The organism is Bacillus sp. FSL P2-0069, assembly GCF_038593315.1.
Lineage (GTDB): Bacteria > Bacillota > Bacilli > Bacillales > Bacillaceae > Bacillus > Bacillus safensis.
On the sequence record NZ_CP151984.1, the window covers coordinates 624,186 to 644,385 of the forward strand.

The window sequence follows — 20,200 nt, forward strand, 5'->3', positions numbered from 1 at the left end:
ATTGTGTTTTAAAAATGAAGTTGGTACAATAGACACAGAAATCAAATAGATAGAAGTCGTATAATCGCGGGGATATGGCCCGCAAGTTTCTACCAAGCTACCGTAAATGGCTTGACTACGTCAATTCACACTCGTTTGATATAAATCATGCATTGTTCTTGTTTTATGTCACAGTCTGAATTCACATATGGTAGTCAAGCGTCCCAAAATTGTTGGGGCGTTTTTTATTTGACTAGTGAATGGGGCAGGCTAAAGCAAAAGGACATGAAGGGAGTCAGTTGGCTTGAAACAGTTTTTTCAGTTTGATGAATTAGGTACGAATTACCGCAGAGAGATCATCGGTGGTTTAACCACATTTTTGTCGATGGCTTACATTCTGTTTGTTAATCCGATCACACTTGCATTAGTGTCTGTGCCGGATTTTCCAGATAAATTACGAATTGATCAGGGGGCAGTCTTTACAGCGACGGCGTTAGCTTCTGCTGCAGGGTGTATTCTGATGGGATTGATCGCCAGGTATCCGATTGCGATTGCACCCGGTATGGGTCTGAATGCGTTCTTCGCCTTTTCGGTTGTACTTGGCATGGGCATCAAATGGGAAGCTGCACTTTCAGGTGTGTTTGTTTCAGGATTGATTTTCGTTGCTCTTTCTTTAACAGGTTTCCGTGAAAAAATCATCAATGCCATTCCGGCTGAGCTGAAGCTGGCAGTTGGTGCGGGTATTGGTTTGTTCATTACGTTTGTCGGTCTTCAAGGCTCTGGCATTATCGCCAATAATGATAATACGCTCGTTTCGCTTGGAAATATTCATAGTGGTCCGGTTCTGTTAACGGTGTTTGGTATCGTTGTGACGGTCATTTTAATGGTACTTCGAGTGAATGCAGGTGTCTTCATTGGGATGCTTGTGACAGCTATTGCAGGGATGATTTTTGGTCTTGTGCCAGTACCATCTCAAATTGTGGGAAGTATTCCAAGCTTGTCTCCAACCTTTGGTCAAGCCTTGATTCACTTACCAGAAATTTTCTCTATTCAAATGCTTGTCGTGATTTTAACGTTCTTATTCGTTGGGTTCTTTGATACAGCTGGTACACTTGTGGCTGTGGCAACACAGGCTGGTTTAATGAAGAATAATGAGCTGCCTCGTGCAGGAAGAGCACTTCTGGCGGATTCTTCTTCTATTGTTGTAGGTTCTATTCTTGGTACATCTACAACAACATCTTATGTTGAATCTAGCTCAGGTGTTGCTGCTGGTGCGCGTTCTGGTTTTGCAGCTGTCGTCACAGGGATTTTCTTCTTGCTTGCGATGTTCTTCTCACCACTTTTATCCATCGTTACATCGAATGTAACAGCACCTGCTTTAATCATTGTCGGTGCACTGATGGTCGCTCCGCTGGCGAAGATTGCATGGGATCGTTTTGAAATTGCGGTACCAGCTTTCTTAACGATGATTATGATGCCACTGACTTACAGTATTGCAACAGGTATTGCGGTTGGCTTTATTTTCTACCCGATCACCATGATCTTTAAAGGGAAAGCGAAAGAAGTACATCCAATTATGTACGGATTGTTTGTCATCTTTATTCTATATTTTGCTTTCTTAAATCATTAATTGAACATTTGAAACAGCAGCTCATAGAAGCTGCTGTTTTTTTGTTAAAAAAATCAAAACATAGTTGACTTATAGGAATTATGTGTTTATGATAAAAAGACATAATTCGCTGATTGGATCACCAAAGGCGCTTTGATTTCCTTTTTTAATAGAAGGTTTCAGGGTGCCTTTTTTTCTTGCAGACATTCAAAAGGGGAGGAGATGCCTTTTGTCACGCTGGCTTCGACAGGTGATTGAACGTAAAAAGCAGGTGCTGATTCAAAAGCTCCTTTTATGGGGGCATGAAGAAAAGCAGGAAGCGCTCATGCATTATACAATTCATGAGCTGGAAAATGAGGTTCTCTATTTAAAAGAGCGAAAACAAAAATAGGGGGATGAGCGATGGATGAACAAAAGCTGAATTATATTTTATCTGCCTTAAAAGGGATCGACTATGGATCAGTGGTCATCACCATTCATAATGGACATATTACACAGGTTGATACGACCAAAAAGACTCGGTTCCCCGCTCATCAGGAGAATCTCCGGGTCCAGCAAGGAAAGCGGAGTCAATATCGTTCTTGACGGATTTCAACATGGTAAAAAGCTGATGGAGGCCGTCAGCTTTTTTGTTTTGTCTTATTTAAAACCTCTGCTGCCTTTTATCCGTCTATTCGTATGAACGTCGAGGAATCTTGACTGAATAGAGAGACTCCGCTACTTTAAGAGGAGTCATCCGAACAGATCATTTACTTGAGCCTGTAAGGATTGGATAGGAGTTGATATGAGATGTTAGAGAAAGATCAAGATCAGGGGACATCTGAAAGAAAAAATGAAGAGTCATCAATAGATCAAGAAACAAGGCAATCCCGCCTCAGCCGCAGCGCTGCAAAACGTGGAAGAACCTCAAAATCAGCGGATGATGAGCGTTCAACCATGAAGCGTATGCTGCAAGGTGTAGGAGGCGCGTTTAAGCGTTATGGTTCATATGGACTGGCGATGTTAAAATCACCGAGCCGGGCCATCAATCAAGCGGAAACATTGCGTATGAAGTACGCCTGGATCTCGATTGTGTTATTCAGCGTGTTTTTTGCTTTAGGCAACTATGTTCAATTAAAGGCGTCAAAGACCCGTTTATTAGGCTTTGGCATTCATTATTCTTTTGGTGACGCCTTTTTAAGGGTAGCGGTCTTTACACTCATTGTGTTGACATTGATGATGCTTACCGTCTGGCTGCTCGGAAAATACATGCTAAAAGGAAACATATCACTGAAAGAAGTGATCATGAAGTTTGGTGCTGCGCTTGTGCCGGTTTTGGTTTTATCCATCCTTTGGCTTGTATTTGCCATGCTGAATATTCCATATGTGACCGTCATATTATCCGTGATGATGTTTGTCGGTCTTCAGTTGATTGCGGTCGTGCTCTTTCGCTCGATTCAGTCGGAGCATGATGCCGAACGAGGAGATTTGATGTATGCGGGCTGGGTCTTTTTATTGGTTGAGCTTGTCATTATTGCGCTGCTCTGGGGCATAGTCGGGGAGTATTTGATTCCATCACTTGTTCCTGTTCGATTTGGATAAAAACACACTGAAAACCTCCTTTTTTGAAAAAGGGGGTTTTCATGTTGAGAAGAGAAAAAAACGGGTAAACTCTTGGTAACAAACACCATCCTTGTTGTCGAAAGATATATGTGTTTTGATCGCGTAAATTTGATTGTATCAAGGTATGTTCTCTAGTAGAATATGGGGTGCTTTATTTGATTTTTTAGTGCAGGGGGTTCGAATCGTGCTTCAACAACTTTTATCCAATGCGTTCACCATGGTTTTAATCATTTTAGTGATTAATATTGTTTATGTTTCTTTTTCCACCATGCGTTTAATTTTAACAATGAAAGGCAGACGGTACGTAGCTGCTTTTGCGGGTACGATCGAAATGCTCATTTATGTCATTGGGTTAAGTATCGTTCTAGATAACTTAGATCAAATACAAAATGTCATTGCGTATGCGCTAGGTTATGGAATGGGGATCATTGTCGGGATGAAAATTGAAGAGAAGCTGGCACTTGGCTACACAACTGTTAACGTAATCACAAAAGAATTGGATGTCGATCTCCCAAGACAATTGAGAGAAAAAGGATATGGTGTCACCAGCTGGGTAGCAGGCGGTCTTGAAGGAGACCGGACAGCATTGCAAATTTTAACACCGAGGAAATATGAACTGCAATTATATGAAACGATTAAGACGCTGGATTCAAAGGCGTTTATCATTTCATATGAGCCCAAATCGATTCACGGCGGCTTCTGGGTGAAGGCTGTGAAGAAAAGGAGAATTAAAGAATGACCGCAAAACCAAAGAAGAAAAAATTCTATGTGGAAGACAACATGACGATTGATCAAGTGTTGTCCCGGATGGCAGCGGAAGGCTACTCGCCTGTCCGTCGAATGGAGGAACCGATTTTTCAAGAAAAGAAGGAAAATGGGTCGATTCAGATCATTCCGATTGGGAAAAAAATCGTATTTGAAGGAAAAAATAGTCTAAATCCGAACATTAAAACGACGACTTCATAGATTGTTCGATAAATCCGTTGACATCATGAACATCCGTTGTTAAGATAAACATGAAATCAAAACACGAGCCTCATATAATCTTGGGAATATGGCCCATAAGTTTCTACCCAGTTACCGTAAATGACTGGACTATGCAGGATAGTGAACAAAACTGACATGGCGTTTCAAAAGCGAACAGCGCTTACCATGGCCCGGTTTGTGTTGCTTCCTAACATTGCAATACAGACCGGGCCTTTTTGTTCGGCGTTTGACAAGCTGCTTAGGTTTGGGAAGCGTGTCAAACGATACAAAATCGAATAACAGCTTAAAGGTGGGGACAAAATGAAGCCGCTTGTAGGTGTCATCATGGGAAGTACATCTGATTGGGAAACAATGAAAAATGCGTGCGACATCTTAGAGGAATTAAACATTCCGTATGAAAAACAGGTAGTATCCGCACACCGGACACCTGACTTGATGTTTGAATATGCGACTGAAGCAAGAGGTAAAGGACTAAAGGTCATCATTGCCGGTGCTGGAGGCGCAGCACATTTACCGGGGATGGTCGCAGCAAAAACGACACTGCCGGTCATTGGTGTGCCTGTACAATCAAAGGCACTAAACGGGCTGGATTCCTTATTATCCATCGTTCAAATGCCAGGCGGTGTACCAGTTGCTACAGTAGCAATTGGCAAAGCCGGTGCAACAAATGCAGGCCTTCTTGCCGCACAAATGATTTCAGCATTTGATGAAAAGGTCGCAGCTCGCCTTGAAGAAAGAAGAGAGCAGACAAAACAGACTGTACTAGAAAGCAGTGATCAGCTTGGCTAAGCAGACCATTTTTCCAAACGCAACCATCGGGATCATTGGCGGCGGACAGCTTGGCAGATACATGGCTGTCAGCGCAAAGCAAATGGGGTACCGGGCAGCAGTTCTAGACCCAGTCGCACAATCTCCTTGCGGACAGGTTGCCGATAAAGAAATCACAGCCGCATATAGTGACCTTGAAGCGATTCGAAAGCTGGCAGACATCAGCGATGTGGTGACTTATGAGTTTGAAAATATTGATTATGATGCACTCAATCAGCTGAAGGAAGAAGCCTATTTACCACAAGGAAGCGACCTTCTCCTTTTAACTCAAAATCGTGAGACCGAGAAAAAAGGAATTGTAGACGCAGGCTGTGAAGTAGCGCCTTACCGCATCATTCATGATGAAAAAGAGCTGGAAGACGCAGTGGACGTGCTTGGTTTGCCAGCCGTGCTGAAAACATGCAGAGGCGGCTACGATGGAAAAGGACAGTACGTCATTAAAGAAAAAGAACAGCTTCAGGAAGCAGCTGCACTGCTCACACATGGAACTTGTATTTTAGAAAGCTGGGTTCCATTCCAAATGGAGCTATCAGTGATCGTCACTCGTTCTGTTCATGGAGAGATTGCAGTATTCCCAGTCGCTGAAAACATTCATAAGCATAATATTTTGTTCCAAAGCATTGTACCTGCAAGGGTAGAGAACCGCATTCAGGAGAAGGCGAAAGAACTGGCAACAACACTGGCTGAAAAGCTGGGGCTGGTTGGTACTCTTGCTGTAGAACTGTTCCTGACAAATGACGGAAAGCTGCTCGTCAATGAACTGGCACCACGCCCGCATAATTCTGGTCATTATACACTCGATTTATGTGAGACAAGTCAGTTTGAACAGCACGTCCGCGCTATATGTGGTTTGCCGCTTGGCGGTACAGCCCTTTTGTCAGAGGGAATGATGGTGAATTTATTAGGCGATGAAGTGGACATTCCAAAAGAGCATCCTGAGCTTCTCAAAGAAGCGAAGCTTTATCTATATGGAAAGCATGAAGTAAAAGCCGGCCGCAAGATGGGGCATATGACGTTTATGAAACAGCTCGATGATGAGTGGATGACAAACATCACAAAGATATGGACTGAAAGAGATGGAGGAAACGGGAAATGATCGAACGTTACGCACGACCAGAAATGTCAGCAATCTGGACAGAGGAAAACAAATTTAATGCATGGCTTGAAGTAGAGATTCTCGCTTGTGAAGCTTGGGCAGAGCTTGGCGTCATTCCGAAAGAAGATGTTGTGACCATGCGCAAGAATGCAAGCTTTGATATTGGACGTATTTTAGAGATTGAACAGGACACGCGCCACGACGTTGTTGCCTTTACGCGTGCTGTATCTGAATCTCTAGGAGAAGAAAGAAAGTGGGTTCATTACGGGTTAACATCGACAGACGTAGTGGATACGGCGCTTTCATATCTATTAAAACAGGCGAACGATATCCTGCTCAAGGACATTGAGAGATTTGTTGACATACTAAAAGAAAAAGCAAAAGAGCACAAATATACCGTCATGATGGGCCGTACACACGGTGTACACGCTGAACCGACAACATTTGGCCTGAAGCTTGGTCTTTGGTACGAGGAAATGAAGCGTAACCTAGAACGTTTTAAACAAGCAAAAGCTGGTATTGAATACGGCAAAATCTCTGGAGCTGTTGGCACATATGCGAACATCGACCCGTTTGTTGAGCAATATGTATGTGAGAAACTTGGCATCAAAGCTGCACCAATTTCAACCCAAACCTTGCAGCGTGACCGCCATGCAGATTACATGGCTACTCTAGCTTTAGTCGCAACGAGCATTGAGAAATTTGCTGTTGAAATTCGTGGTCTTCAAAAGAGTGAAACACGTGAAGTAGAAGAGTTCTTTGCAAAAGGACAAAAAGGATCATCAGCGATGCCGCATAAGCGTAACCCAATCGGCTCTGAAAATATGACGGGAATTGCCCGCGTGATTCGTGGATATATGCTGACAGCTTATGAAAATGTACCGCTTTGGCATGAGCGTGATATTTCTCATTCATCTGCTGAGCGCATCATTTTACCAGATGCAACGATTGCACTGAACTATATGCTCAACCGTTTCTCAAACATCGTGAAAAACTTAACGGTTTTCCCTGAAAACATGAAGCGCAACATGGACCGCACACTTGGCTTAATTTACTCACAGCGCGTTCTTCTTGCATTAATCGATACAGGCATGGCACGTGAAGAGGCATATGACACGGTTCAGCCAAAGGCAATGGAAGCGTGGGAGAAACAAGTGCCGTTCCGTTCATTAGTAGAAGCAGAAGAAAAAATCACGTCACGCTTAACACCTGAACAAATCGCTGACTGCTTCGATTACAACTATCATTTGAAAAATGTCGATATGATTTTCGAACGTCTAGGTCTTGCGTAAGAAATGGGCCGCCTGCTTACCAGGCGCCCAATCCTGAAAATTGCCAACATTCAAATTAGGAGGCCAACCTGAATGACTGTGAAACAAGAACTTCTCTACGAAGGCAAAGCGAAAAAAATCTATCAGACCGATGACGAGCATATTTTATATGTCGAATATAAAGACTCAGCTACAGCATTTAACGGCGAAAAGAAAGCCGAAATCGAAGGTAAAGGCAGACTGAACAACGAAATTTCGAGCTTAATCTTTCAAATGCTGCATGAGAAAGGGATCAACAATCACTTTGTGAAACGTCTTTCTGAAACAGAGCAGCTCATTCAAAAGGTGCAGATTGTTCCGCTTGAAGTGGTTGTACGTAATGTAGTGGCAGGCAGTATGTCAAAACGCCTCGGCATTCCAGAGGGAACAAAACTGGACACACCTTTGATTGAGTTCTACTACAAAGATGATGCACTCGGTGATCCGCTCATTACAGAAGATCATATCCGCATTTTAGATGCAGCGACACCAGAGCAGGTCGAGGAAATGAAAACAATCACAAGACAAGTGAATGAAGAGTTAAAGCAAATTTTCTCAGACTGCCATGTGAATTTAATTGATTTCAAGCTTGAATTCGGAATAGATCACGAGAATCGTATTTTGCTAGCTGATGAGATTTCACCTGATACGTGCAGGCTTTGGGACAAAGATACAAACGAAAAGCTTGATAAAGACGTGTTCAGACGAAACCTGGGCGGCTTAACGAATGCATACGAAGAAATTTTCAAAAGACTTGGAGGCCATAAACATGTATAAAGTGAAAATTTTTGTCAGCTTAAAAGAGAGCGTTCTTGATCCACAAGGAAGTGCCGTGCAGCACGCTTTGCACAGCATGTCTTATCAGGAAGTAAAGGATGTCCGTATTGGGAAATACATGGAGCTTGTCATTGAAAAATCAGATCGTGATTTAGACACAGTCGTCAAAGAAATGTGCGAAAAATTACTTGCCAACACGGTGATTGAAGATTACCGCTATGAGGTGGAGGAGGTTGTCGCACAGTGAAGTTTGCAGTGATCGTCTTGCCTGGCTCTAACTGTGATATCGATATGTACCATGCGATTCAAGATGAGCTAGGTGAACAAGTTGAATATGTATGGCACGACGAAACGAGTCTTGACGGATTTGACGGTGTACTCGTACCAGGCGGTTTCTCTTATGGGGATTACTTAAGATGTGGTGCGATCGCCCGCTTCTCAAACATCATGCCGGCGGTGAAAAAAGCAGCTGAGGAAGGGAAACCTGTTCTTGGTGTTTGTAACGGGTTCCAAATTCTTCAGGAGCTTGGCATTCTTCCGGGTGCGATGAGACGAAATAAAGACTTGAAATTTATCTGTCGTCCAGTTGAACTCATTGTAGAAAACAACGAAACGCCATTTACAAGCGGTTATCAAAAAGGCGAATCCATTACGATTCCTGTAGCGCACGGTGAAGGCAACTTCTACTGTGACGAAGACACTTTAGCGAAGCTCATTGAACGCGGCCAAATCGCTTTCACTTATGGAGACGATATTAACGGCAGTGTGAATCGTATTGCAGGTGTAACGAATGAAGAGGGCAATGTACTCGGCATGATGCCGCACCCTGAGCGCGCAGTTGATTCATTACTAGGCAGCGCAGACGGACTTAAATTGTTTCAATCTATCGTGAAAAATTGGAGGGACACTCATGTCACTACTGCTTGAACCAAGTCACAAGCAAATTAAAGAAGAGAAATTGTATCAGCAAATGGGATTGAGTGATGAAGAATTCGCTTTAATCGAATCCATTATTGGCAGGCTGCCAAACTACACAGAAACGGGCATTTTTTCTGTCATGTGGTCAGAGCATTGCAGTTATAAAAACTCAAAGCCTGTTTTAAGCAAATTCCCGACAAAAGGAGAGCACGTCCTTCAAGGTCCTGGGGAAGGCGCTGGAATCGTTGATATTGGAGACAACCAAGCGGTTGTATTTAAAATCGAATCACATAACCACCCATCTGCGATTGAACCATATCAAGGAGCGGCGACAGGTGTCGGCGGAATTATCCGTGATGTATTCTCCATGGGTGCGCGTCCAATTGCTGTATTAAACTCTCTTCGTTTTGGTGAACTGACTTCACCGCGCGTGAAGTACTTGTTTGAAGAAGTAGTGGCAGGGATCGCAGGCTATGGAAACTGTATCGGAATTCCAACAGTCGGCGGAGAGGTTCATTTCGATCAAAGCTATGAAGGCAACCCGCTCGTAAATGCGATGTGTGTTGGATTAATCAACCATGAGGACATCAAAAAAGGGCAGGCAAAAGGTGTCGGCAACACGGTCATGTACGTTGGTGCCAAAACGGGACGTGACGGGATTCACGGTGCAACATTTGCATCTGAGGAATTTTCTGAGGAATCAGAAGAAAAACGCTCAGCTGTTCAAGTCGGTGATCCGTTCATGGAAAAACTGCTGCTTGAAGCGTGCCTTGAAGTCATCAAAAACGATGCACTCGTTGGAATTCAGGATATGGGAGCGGCTGGCTTAACAAGCTCAAGTGCTGAAATGGCGAGTAAAGCAGGTTCTGGTATCGAGATGAATCTAGATCTCATACCGCAGCGTGAAACAGGCATGTCCGCATACGAAATGATGCTGTCTGAATCTCAAGAAAGAATGCTTTTGGTCATTGAAAAAGGCCGTGAACAAGAAATCATTGATATTTTTGAAAAATACGATCTTGAAGCGGTATCAGTCGGTCATGTGACAGACGATAAAATGCTTCGTTTACTTCATCAAGGTGAAGTGGTATGTGAGCTTCCTGTTGATGCACTTGCAGAAGAAGCGCCGGTTTATCACAAGCCGTCAAGTGAGCCTGCATACTATCGTGAGTTTTTAGAAACAAAAGTTGAAGCACCTGCTATCGCAGATGCAGCCGACACGTTAAAGCAGCTCCTTCAGCAGCCAACAATTGCAAGTAAAGAATGGGTTTATGATCAATATGACTACATGGTTCGGACAAATACAGTCGTTGCACCAGGCTCTGATGCGGGCGTTTTAAGAATCCGCGGAACGAAAAAAGCCCTTGCGATGACAACCGATTGTAACGCACGTTATCTCTACCTTGATCCAGAGGTCGGCGGGAAAATCGCAGTCGCAGAAGCAGCGCGTAACATTGTGTGCTCAGGCGCTCGTCCGCTTGCAGTAACAGATAACCTGAACTTCGGTAACCCAGAAAAACCAGAAATTTTCTGGCAAATTGAAAAATCTGCTGACGGTATTAGTGAAGCGTGCCGCAAGCTAAGCACACCAGTTATTGGTGGTAACGTCTCTTTATATAACGAATCAAATGGAACAGCCATTTACCCAACACCAGTCATTGGGATGGTTGGTTTGGTTGAGGATACAGCTCATATTACGACGCAGTCGTTCCAGCAGGCTGGCGATGTGATTTTCGTCATTGGTGAGACGAAGGAAGAATTTGCAGGCAGTGAGCTTCAAAAGATGACAGAAGGCCGTATTTACGGAAAAGCACCAGAAATTGATTTGGATGTAGAGCTCACTCGTCAGGAAGCCCTTCTTGCTGCGATTCAAAACGGACTTGTTCAATCAGCTCATGATGTGTCTGAAGGCGGTCTTGGTGTTGCACTTGCTGAAAGTACATTTGGAACAGACGGTCTTGGCGCTCATATCCAAATTGATTTAAACAGCGAAGCTTCATTATTCAGTGAAACACAGTCACGTTTTGTCGTCACAGTGAAACCAGAGCACCGCGAAGCGTTTGCTGCGGCTGTCAAAGATGCGAAAGAAGTTGGAACGGTCACAAATGATGGGGTATTCACTGTCAAAAATCAAGAAGGACAACAATGGATTCATGCAGCGGTCAACGAGCTTGAACGCGCATGGAAAGGAGCGATCCCATGCTTGCTGAAATCAGAGGCTTAAACGAAGAGTGTGGCGTCTTTGGGGTTTGGGGACACGAAGAAGCCCCGCAAATCACATATTACGGATTGCATAGTCTTCAGCACCGAGGACAAGAGGGTGCGGGAATCATTGCAACAGATGGTGAAAACCTGACGGCACATAAAGGCCTTGGACTGATTACGGAAGTCTTTCAAAACGGTGAGCTAAAGGATTTGAAAGGAAAAGGTGCGATCGGACACGTTCGGTATGCGACAGCAGGCGGAGGCGGCTTTGAAAATGTGCAGCCCCTCTTCTTCCGCTCGCAAAACAACGGCAGTCTTGCCCTTGCTCATAATGGGAACTTAGTGAATGCAACGCAATTAAAGCAGCAGCTAGAGAACCAGGGGAGTATATTCCAAACATCTTCTGACACTGAAGTGCTTGCTCATTTAATTAAGCGCAGCGGCTATGTTGAATTGAAAGAGCAGATCAAAAATGCCCTGTCCATGCTTAAAGGCGCATATGCTTTCTTAATTATGACGGAAACAGAAATGATTGTGGCTCTTGATCCGAACGGCTTACGTCCGCTTTCACTTGGTATGCTTGGGGACGCGTATGTTGTTGCTTCTGAAACATGTGCATTTGATGTTGTCGGTGCCACGTATTTACGAGATGTTGAGCCTGGAGAAATGCTGATCATTAATGATGAAGGTCTGAAATCTGAACGCTTCTCCATGAACATTAACCGCAGCATGTGCAGCATGGAATACATTTATTTCTCAAGACCTGACAGCAATATCAACGGCATCAACGTGCATAGTGCGAGAAAGAACCTTGGCAAAAAGCTTGCCGAGGAAGCGCATGTCGAAGCAGATGTCGTGACAGGTGTACCAGATTCGAGTATTTCTGCAGCGATTGGATATGCCGAAGCAACAGGTATTCCATATGAGCTCGGTTTAATTAAAAACCGTTATGTCGGCAGAACCTTTATCCAGCCGTCTCAAGCATTGCGTGAGCAGGGCGTGCGCATGAAGCTATCAGCTGTGCGCGGGGTCGTCGAAGGAAAACGTGTCGTGATGGTCGATGATTCCATCGTACGCGGAACTACGAGCCGCCGCATTGTGACGATGCTAAGAGAAGCGGGTGCGACGGAAGTCCATGTACGCATTAGTTCACCGCCCATCGCACATCCTTGTTTTTATGGAATTGATACGTCCACACATGAAGAGCTGATTGCTTCTTCTCATTCAGTGGAAGAAATTAGACAGGAAATCGGTGCAGACTCCATTGCATTTTTATCTGTAGACGGTTTAATGGACGGGATTGGCAGGAAGTATGATGATCCGCAGCGCGGTCAATGTTTAGCATGCTTTACTGGGAAATACCCGACTGAAATTTATGAAGATACTGTTCTTCCGCATGTGAAGGAAACAGCACTGACGAAATAATCGAATAAAGGAGCAGCAGTCAAGATGATTTGATATGCTGCTCTTTCATTCTGCTGAAAATAAATGGAAGAGAAGCAGCTAAAAGGAGTGAATGGGATGTCAGAAGCATATAAAAACGCCGGTGTCGACATCGAAGCAGGATACGAAGCCGTTAAACGAATGAAAACACACGTAGAACGTACAAAAAGAGCAGGCGTCATGGGTGCTCTAGGCGGATTTGGCGGTATGTTTGATTTATCTGAGCTGCCATACAAAAAGCCCGTTCTTGTCTCAGGAACAGATGGTGTCGGAACAAAATTAAAGCTTGCCTTTTTAATGGATCAACACGATACGATCGGTGTTGATGCCGTGGCAATGTGTGTGAACGATGTGCTGGCACAAGGGGCAGAGCCGCTCTTTTTCTTAGATTACCTAGCAGTTGGTAAAGCAGATCCGATAAAAATTGAATCAATCGTCAAAGGTGTGGCTGACGGCTGTGAGCAGTCTGGTTCAGCGCTTGTCGGCGGAGAAACAGCAGAAATGCCGGGTCTTTACACAGAAGATGAATATGATATTGCTGGTTTTTCAGTAGGCGTCGTTGAAAAGGATGAAATCGTGACAGGAGAGAGCATCAAAGAGGGGCACTTGCTTATCGGACTCAGCTCAAGCGGAATTCATAGCAATGGGTACTCTCTCGTTCGTAAAGTATTGCTGGAAGACGCTGGTCTGGATCTGCATCAAACGTATGAACCTTTTACAAGACCGCTTGGAGAAGAGCTTCTTGAACCGACCAAAATTTATGTGAAGCCTGTTCTCAAACAAGTGAAAGCCGGCAAGATTGACGGCATGGCACATGTGACAGGCGGCGGCTTTATTGAAAATTTACCGCGTATGCTGCCTGAAGGGCTTGGCGTTGAGATTGATAACGGCTCATGGCCAGTACCGCCAATTTTCTCCTTTATTCAAGAAAAAGGACAGTTAAAGGCAGAAGAAATGTTCAATGTGTTTAATATGGGCATTGGTTTTGTCTTAGCGGTAAAAGAAGATGACCTTGTCGAAGTGATCAGAGGACTTGAAGAAGACGGAGAGAAAGCATTTCTCATCGGCCGTGTTCAAAAAGGAGAAGGTGTCACATTCGGCGGTGGAAGCCTCTCATGAAGAAGTTTGCGATCTTCGCCTCTGGAAGCGGGACGAATTTTCAAGCCATTATTGATACATTAAAAAAAGAACAGTGGCAGGCAGAGGCCGCCATTGTGATTTGTGATAAACCGGGTGCAAAGGTGCTGGAGCGTGCTGAGAAAGAGGGCATTCCCTCCTTTGCCTTTACCCCGAAGGCGTTTCCGAATAAAGCTGCTTTTGAACAAACGATCATTGAACAGCTTAGGCTGCATGAAGTGGAATGGATTTTCCTTGCTGGGTATATGAGACTGATTGGTCCGACATTACTTGAAGCATTCAGAGGGAAAATTGTCAATATCCACCCGTCCTTGCTGCCAGCCTTCCCAGGGCTGGATGCCATTGGACAAGCCTATCAAGCAGGCGTCAAAGTGGCGGGTATCACCGTCCATTTTGTCGATGAAGGCATGGATACGGGTCCGATTATTGACCAAGCGTCGATTTACATCGAACAAGGGGAAGAGCTTGAATCGATTGAAAAAAGAATGCATGAACTAGAACACACACTATATCCAAAAGTGATCAAATCACTTTTAGAATTATCTTAATGAGGTGACGAAGGCATGACGATCAAACGCGCATTAATCAGTGTTTCCGATAAAACGAATCTTGTACCTTTTGTGAAAGAATTAACAGAACTTGGCGTTGAAGTGATTTCAACTGGAGGTACACATAAGCTTCTTCAAGAGAACGGCATTGATGTCATTGGAATTTCAGAAGTCACTGGATTCCCTGAAATCATGGACGGACGACTCAAAACACTTCACCCGAACATTCATGGCGGACTTTTAGCAGTGAGAGAAAACGATGAGCATATGGCACAGATTGAGAAGCATGGCATTCAGCCGATTGATCTTGTTGTCGTGAATCTCTATCCATTCAAAGAGACGATCTCAAAAGACGATGTGACGTATGAAGAAGCGATTGAAAACATTGATATTGGCGGACCGGGAATGCTTCGTGCGGCATCAAAAAACCATCAAGACGTCACAGTGATTGTCGATCCTCGTGACTATGATACAGTCATCCAGCAAATCAAAGAAGGCGGCGTGTCACTCGAGAAAAAACGTGAGCTCGCTGCAAAGGTATTCCGTCATACGGCTGCATACGATGCTCTGATTGCGGATTACTTAACAAACTTTGTGGGCGAAACAGAGCCAGAACAGTTCACTGTCACGTTTGAGAAAAAACAATCCCTTCGTTATGGAGAAAACCCGCACCAAGCGGCGACTTTCTATGAAAATGCTCTTCCAGCCAAAGGTTCTTTGGCTACTGCAAAGCAATTACATGGAAAAGAACTTTCCTACAACAATATCAAAGATGCAGATGCCGCTCTTCAAATTGTACGTGAATTCACGGAGCCAGCAGCTGTCGCTGTGAAGCATATGAACCCGTGCGGCGTTGGTACAGGAGAAACGATTGCAGAAGCATTTGACCGAGCATTCAAAGCAGATGAGACGTCTATTTTTGGCGGCATTGTGGCACTTAACCGTGAAGTAGACAAACAAACGGCTGAGGTGCTGCATACGATTTTCTTAGAAATTGTCATCGCCCCATCGTTCAGCCAAGAAGCACTTGACGTGTTAACAGCGAAAAAGAATCTTCGTCTATTAACATTAGATGTAGAAGCAGATCTCGGGAAAAAGGAAAAGCAGCTGACAAGTGTCCATGGCGGACTGCTTGTTCAGGATATTGACACGTACGGCTTAGAGGAAGCAACGATTTCTATTCCAACGAAAAGAGAACCAACAGAAGACGAATGGAAAGACTTAAAGCTTGCTTGGAAAGTAGTCAAGCATGTGAAATCAAATGCTATTGTCCTTGCGAAAGATCAAATGACAGCAGGAATCGGTGCTGGTCAAATGAACCGCGTGGGCTCAGCTAACATTGCAATTGAGCAAGCTGGTGAAAAGGCAAAAGGAAGTGCACTAGGCTCTGATGCATTCTTCCCAATGGGCGATACAGTGGAAGCTGCTGCAAAGGCAGGCGTCACAGCGATCATTCAGCCAGGCGGATCTATTCGTGATGAAGAATCGATTCAAAAAGCAGATGAATACGGCATCGCCATGGTCTTCACTGGCGTTAGACATTTCAAACATTAAGGGGATGACAGTGTGAACGTATTAATTATCGGCAGAGGCGGAAGAGAGCATACCATCGCATGGAAAGTGAATCAAAGTGAACTTGTCAGCCAAGTATTTGTCGCACCCGGCAATGATGGAATGACAGATGCTGCGAAGCTTGTACCAATCGACGAAGGCGATCATGAGTCATTAATTCGTTTTGCAAAAGAAAACGAAATCGGCTTAACCATTGTCGGTCCAGAGGTTCCTTTAATCGCAGGTGTCGTTGATGCATTTGAAGAAGCAGGTCTAAAAGTATTTGGACCGAATGCAAAAGCTGCGGTCATTGAAGGCTCAAAGGAATTTGCAAAAGACTTAATGAAGAACTACGATATCCCAACAGCCGCTTACGCTGCCTTTACCTCGTTTGAAGAAGCAAAAGCATATGTAGAAGAAAAGGGTGCGCCGATTGTCATTAAAGCAGACGGGCTTGCCGCAGGAAAAGGCGTCACAGTGGCCATGACGCTTGAAGAGGCCGTCGATTGTCTGCATGATTTCTTAGAGGATGAAAAGTTTGGCGATGCAAGTGCATCTGTTGTCATCGAAGAATTTTTAACAGGCGAAGAATTTTCACTCATGGCCTTTGTCAACGGAGAAAAGGTGTACCCGATGGTGATTGCGCAGGATCACAAACGGGCCTTTGAAGATGACAAAGGGCCGAACACCGGCGGAATGGGCGCTTATTCACCAGTTCCGCAAATTTCAGATGAAGTGGTTCAGAAAGCCGTGGAAGATGTTGTGAAACCGGCAGCTCGCGCGATGGTGCAAGAAGGGCGTCCATTTACAGGCATTTTATATGCAGGTTTAATGCTGACACCAGAAGGCTCAAAGGTGATTGAATTCAATGCACGCTTTGGCGACCCTGAAACGCAGGTGGTTCTCCCTCGTCTTGAATCAGATCTAGTCCAAGTCTTCCTCGATATTCTTGATGGAAAAGATGTGGACTTACAGTGGAAAGACACTGCGGCTGTCAGTGTGGTTCTTGCATCAGAAGGATACCCAGAAGACTATGCAAAAGGCACACCGATCGGTGCCTTGCAAACGACTGTCTCTGATGTCGTGACCTTCCACGCAGGAACAAAAAAAGAAAACGATCAATTCGTCACAAATGGCGGCCGTGTAGCGAATGTAACCGCATTTGACGACACATTTGAAGCGGCAAGATCAAGAGTGTATGAAGCGGTTGAAGAAATCATACAGCCAGGTCTATTTTATCGCCGTGACATCGGTGCCCGTGCACTGAAGGCTGCGGGGAAAAACGTTTAATCAAAACACCTTTCTATCTGATGAGATGGAAAGGTGTTTTTTGTTCATGAGAAGGGATGATGCTCGAATATGAAGAAGTAGTATGGGATGACGAGTTTATGAGGAGGCAGCATGGTCATTCAAGGAATTATTCTATTTGCAATCGTGTTACTTATTTTATTTATACTGTTCTCAAATCTCATCATGTATGAAGCGAGAAAGCAAAACAAAGCCAAAAAAGGCTCAGCCATTCGGTATATGATCATGTCGATTTTTTCTGGTATCGTCATTGTTTCATTTTCCATTTGGATTTTTTTTATTAGCTGATTTATAAGAGAGGATGAGTATATGGTGCAATTGAAGGAACTTGCGAACAAGCGTTTTTCTGCCTCGATCTGTATTGATTCATTTAATGAGCGAATCCGTTTGGATGACTACAGCGGCAGGGTGCGGGATGTGATTCAGTCGGTTCTTCAGGAAGCGGCAGACTCCAAGGCTTCTAAGGTCATTGTGAAAGTCAGGCGTGAGCATATGCCTCTTTTTTTAGAAAAAGGCTTTCGGCTTGAAGGCGTGTTTTCTCATTATTTTCTTGGAAGTGATGCGTACGGCATGTCGCTCTTTCTGACGGAGGATCGGATGAACAGCCCGTATTGGCTGAAGGAAGATGAAATTGTTGCGTCTATTCAGGAAAAGCCTCTCAAAAAAGACCAAGGCACGTGGCAGGATGAGTATGTGATGCGGAAAGCGGATACGCAGGATATTAACAAGCTGGCAAAGCTCTATGATGCCGTTTTTGAAACGTATCCTACGCCAATGAATGAGCCAGATTACATCCAAAAGGTGATGGAGGAAGGGACCGTCTTTTATGCCGTTGAACATGACGGTCACATTGTGAGTGCAGCATCCGCTGAAATCAATGTACCGTATGGTCATGCGGAATTAACAGATTGTGCGACCCTTCCATCATACAGAAAACTAGGATTCATGCATCATTTGATTCTAGCACTCGAAAAAGAACTTCAATCCATGCACATCTATGTCTTTTATTCTCTCGCACGTGCACTGTCCTATGGAATGAACCAAGTGTTTTATCAGCTCGGCTATACGTATACCGGGCGTTTCCAAAACAACTGCTATATTTTTGACAAAATTGAAGATATGAATCTATGGGTGAAAACGCCGAATGAATCATGAAATGGTTCTCATTTGATCAAGCAGACCAGATAGGCGGTACGCCATGATACTGAGCTGCAGCTTCATCCGATCATCTGTGGATTTGAGGCTGCAGCCTGTTTTCGTTTCAATTTGTTTCAGCCGGTAGCTTAATGTATGCCTGTGAATAAACAATTCTCCCGCAGATTTTTGAATATTTTCATTGTGTGCCAAATACACTTCGAGTGTATGGATCAGGTCAGCGCCCTGTTTTTTCGTATAAAGCAAGGGACTTAACAGCTCCACGTAAAAGTCATGCAAATTCATACCCGCTTCATTCATTTCAAGCAGCATCCCGTATAAGCCGAGCTTCTGATAATGAATGATGCATTCGTCTGTCTTTAAAAGCGGAAGAAGCCTTGCTGCATACTGCGCTTCCTTCGCGCTTTTTGAAAAGAGACCGATCTGGTCATAGGCTCTCCCAATGCCAATCACAATCGGATGGACGGGAAAAAAATAAGACCAAGTGCTCCGGCACTCTTCTGCTGCACGATACCACTCCGCTTCTTGAAACGCTTTTTTTCCTGCCGGTGTAAGAACAAAAATGGAATCGAGCCTTGTCTTAAGTAAAAAAGGAATATGTCTGCGTTCAAATATCGACGTGAGCAATTGAGATAGGCGCTGCATCATTTGGTGATCGAGCTGTGTGTGCTGATGCTGAAATTGAAAGTAGATGACCACCTGCTCATCGCTCATATCGTATTGCAGCTTTGTTGCCTGTTCGACCACATAGCTTTCTTCTGTGTATTGCTGCTGCAAAATATCATCTAACAAATGACCTTGCATTTGGTTTTCTGTATCTTGAATGGCTTTTTGCTTCAGCCATTCAATCGCATACACCGCCCCGGCATGCTCGATGGCAATCGCGTCGAGATGATGCCACGCATCCTTTTTCTTTAAAGATACAATAAATCCGAAAATATCGCCCATCGCAATCACTGGGCATGCAGCGAGGACAAACGCACCGCACGTGTCATAAACGAGCCTTCCTTTCTCCTCAGCCTGCTTGAGAAGAGGCGTCGTTTCGATTGGTTCATGATCTGTCATAAAGCCAAAAGCAGGAGAGTACGTCACTTCATCTTTTATGAGATGAGCTGCTGTTTGATGTAAAAAAACATCAAGCACGACGATGTTTGCCGAAGTGAGATGGGCCAGCTCATCTGTAATTTGTGTGACATTTTTATTGCTGACATTTAAATGGGTTAGTCTTTGGTGAATGGCTGAAGAATATTTAAGCTGATGGAGCTGGCTGCTGACGATTTGCTCTAGGACGGCTTTTGTAATGTCTGAGAAGTTGACATGTGAAGGAATCTCGATGAGTGGAATGCCGCTGTTTTTGGCAGCTTCGATCAGTGATGCCGGAATTTTCGTTAAGTATACCCCTTTATAAATCGCAATGGCCGATAGACGTTGAGATTGAATCAGCTCCTCAAGCCGGGCGCGCCTTTCTAGATTGTCTGCAAGCCCAAAACCGGTTGTGACGAGCAGTTCCCCTTCTGAAAGCCTTGAAGTATCTTCGATAATTTCCACGATGGTCACCCACTGAATGAGGCGGTCCAGTCCATTTTCCCCAGCAAGCAGCTTTGTTTCCTTCATGATATCGAGCGAGAGTGCATCTTTGACGAGAATCGCCATAGACTCATGACCTCCTTTTGAACACTCTTATACACGATGTATAAAAAATGCGTGTGAAATTCGGGCATGTGGCGAATGGAGGATGACTGCCCTC

General features: G+C 44.3%; 21 protein-coding genes and 2 riboswitches. Of the genes, 20 read left to right on the forward strand and 1 reads right to left on the reverse strand.

Annotation, left to right across the window (positions count from 1 at the left end):
• The first annotated feature begins 36 nt into the window (after positions 1-36).
• A riboswitch (purine riboswitch) is annotated at positions 37-138 on the forward strand.
• Between the two features lie 145 nt (positions 139-283).
• The 20 genes from NSQ34_RS03125 to ablB all read left to right on the forward strand — a co-directional run bounded on the left by NSQ34_RS03125 (position 284) and on the right by ablB (position 18,453).
• Entirely contained in the window at positions 284-1,609 is a 1,326-nt protein-coding gene (locus NSQ34_RS03125) for an NCS2 family permease (RefSeq protein ID WP_024424502.1), read from the forward strand.
• Between the two features lie 208 nt (positions 1,610-1,817).
• On the forward strand, positions 1,818-1,979 hold the full coding sequence (locus tag NSQ34_RS03130) for a hypothetical protein (RefSeq protein ID WP_166644707.1): 162 nt from the start codon (positions 1,818-1,820) through the stop codon (positions 1,977-1,979).
• Positions 1,980-1,990: 11 nt separating this feature from the next.
• Complete coding sequence (locus NSQ34_RS03135) at positions 1,991-2,173, forward strand: YezD family protein (RefSeq protein ID WP_234107621.1); 183 nt, start codon at positions 1,991-1,993, stop codon at positions 2,171-2,173.
• Between the two features lie 204 nt (positions 2,174-2,377).
• Positions 2,378-3,169, forward strand: a complete 792-nt coding sequence (locus tag NSQ34_RS03140) for a hypothetical protein (RefSeq protein ID WP_254001589.1) — start codon at positions 2,378-2,380, stop codon at positions 3,167-3,169.
• 205 nt (positions 3,170-3,374) lie between these two features.
• Positions 3,375-3,929, forward strand: coding sequence for a DUF2179 domain-containing protein (locus NSQ34_RS03145; RefSeq protein ID WP_098676690.1), 555 nt, complete (start codon positions 3,375-3,377; stop codon positions 3,927-3,929).
• Positions 3,926-4,156 (forward strand): NETI motif-containing protein, encoded by a 231-nt coding sequence (locus tag NSQ34_RS03150; RefSeq protein ID WP_342501037.1) that lies wholly within the window; start codon positions 3,926-3,928, stop codon positions 4,154-4,156. Before NSQ34_RS03145 ends, NSQ34_RS03150 begins: the two co-directional genes overlap by 4 nt.
• A 50-nt stretch (positions 4,157-4,206) precedes the next feature.
• Positions 4,207-4,308: riboswitch (purine riboswitch) on the forward strand.
• A 169-nt stretch (positions 4,309-4,477) separates the two neighbouring features.
• Positions 4,478-4,966 carry a 5-(carboxyamino)imidazole ribonucleotide mutase gene (gene purE, locus NSQ34_RS03155; RefSeq protein ID WP_024424506.1) on the forward strand — a complete coding sequence of 163 codons (489 nt, stop codon included), beginning with the start codon at positions 4,478-4,480 and terminating at the stop codon, positions 4,964-4,966.
• Positions 4,959-6,101 (forward strand): 5-(carboxyamino)imidazole ribonucleotide synthase, encoded by a 1,143-nt coding sequence (purK, locus tag NSQ34_RS03160; protein WP_111927667.1) that lies wholly within the window; start codon positions 4,959-4,961, stop codon positions 6,099-6,101. The genes purE and purK overlap by 8 nt, the downstream gene beginning before the upstream one ends.
• Entirely contained in the window at positions 6,098-7,393 is a 1,296-nt protein-coding gene (gene purB / locus NSQ34_RS03165; RefSeq protein ID WP_024426701.1) for an adenylosuccinate lyase, read from the forward strand. The genes purK and purB overlap by 4 nt, the downstream gene beginning before the upstream one ends.
• A 72-nt stretch (positions 7,394-7,465) precedes the next feature.
• Positions 7,466-8,188, forward strand: a complete 723-nt coding sequence (gene purC, locus NSQ34_RS03170; protein WP_024426700.1) for a phosphoribosylaminoimidazolesuccinocarboxamide synthase — start codon at positions 7,466-7,468, stop codon at positions 8,186-8,188.
• Entirely contained in the window at positions 8,181-8,435 is a 255-nt protein-coding gene (gene purS, locus NSQ34_RS03175; protein WP_003214349.1) for a phosphoribosylformylglycinamidine synthase subunit PurS, read from the forward strand. The genes purC and purS overlap by 8 nt, the downstream gene beginning before the upstream one ends.
• On the forward strand, positions 8,432-9,115 hold the full coding sequence (gene purQ, locus NSQ34_RS03180) for a phosphoribosylformylglycinamidine synthase subunit PurQ (protein ID WP_024426699.1): 684 nt from the start codon (positions 8,432-8,434) through the stop codon (positions 9,113-9,115). The genes purS and purQ overlap by 4 nt, the downstream gene beginning before the upstream one ends.
• A complete protein-coding gene (gene purL, locus NSQ34_RS03185; RefSeq protein ID WP_268456726.1) occupies positions 9,099-11,330 on the forward strand; it encodes a phosphoribosylformylglycinamidine synthase subunit PurL in 2,232 nt (743 codons plus the stop codon). The genes purQ and purL overlap by 17 nt, the downstream gene beginning before the upstream one ends.
• Positions 11,306-12,736: an amidophosphoribosyltransferase gene (gene purF / locus NSQ34_RS03190; RefSeq protein WP_024424615.1), complete on the forward strand. Its 1,431-nt coding sequence runs from the start codon at positions 11,306-11,308 to the stop codon at positions 12,734-12,736. The genes purL and purF overlap by 25 nt, the downstream gene beginning before the upstream one ends.
• 96 nt (positions 12,737-12,832) lie before the next feature.
• On the forward strand, positions 12,833-13,873 hold the full coding sequence (purM, locus tag NSQ34_RS03195; protein ID WP_024424511.1) for a phosphoribosylformylglycinamidine cyclo-ligase: 1,041 nt from the start codon (positions 12,833-12,835) through the stop codon (positions 13,871-13,873).
• The gene (gene purN / locus NSQ34_RS03200) at positions 13,870-14,439 is read left to right on the forward strand and encodes a phosphoribosylglycinamide formyltransferase (RefSeq protein ID WP_095407892.1); all 570 of its coding nucleotides are present in this window, start codon (positions 13,870-13,872) and stop codon (positions 14,437-14,439) included. The genes purM and purN overlap by 4 nt, the downstream gene beginning before the upstream one ends.
• Before the next feature lie 15 nt (positions 14,440-14,454).
• Positions 14,455-15,993 (forward strand): bifunctional phosphoribosylaminoimidazolecarboxamide formyltransferase/IMP cyclohydrolase, encoded by a 1,539-nt coding sequence (purH, locus tag NSQ34_RS03205; RefSeq protein ID WP_025092624.1) that lies wholly within the window; start codon positions 14,455-14,457, stop codon positions 15,991-15,993.
• A 12-nt stretch (positions 15,994-16,005) separates the two neighbouring features.
• Complete coding sequence (gene purD, locus NSQ34_RS03210) at positions 16,006-17,280, forward strand: phosphoribosylamine--glycine ligase (RefSeq protein ID WP_046314136.1); 1,275 nt, start codon at positions 16,006-16,008, stop codon at positions 17,278-17,280.
• A 111-nt stretch (positions 17,281-17,391) separates the two neighbouring features.
• Positions 17,392-17,586: a hypothetical protein gene (locus NSQ34_RS03215; RefSeq protein WP_024424515.1), complete on the forward strand. Its 195-nt coding sequence runs from the start codon at positions 17,392-17,394 to the stop codon at positions 17,584-17,586.
• A 21-nt stretch (positions 17,587-17,607) separates the two neighbouring features.
• Complete coding sequence (gene ablB / locus NSQ34_RS03220) at positions 17,608-18,453, forward strand: putative beta-lysine N-acetyltransferase (protein ID WP_268456720.1); 846 nt, start codon at positions 17,608-17,610, stop codon at positions 18,451-18,453.
• On the opposite strand, the gene NSQ34_RS03225 is transcribed toward ablB, so the two are convergent.
• Positions 18,448-20,106: a PucR family transcriptional regulator gene (locus NSQ34_RS03225; RefSeq protein ID WP_268456718.1), complete on the reverse strand. Its 1,659-nt coding sequence runs from the start codon at positions 20,104-20,106 to the stop codon at positions 18,448-18,450. The two genes, ablB and NSQ34_RS03225, sit on opposite strands and share 6 nt — an antisense overlap.
• Positions 20,107-20,200 lie beyond the last annotated feature (94 nt).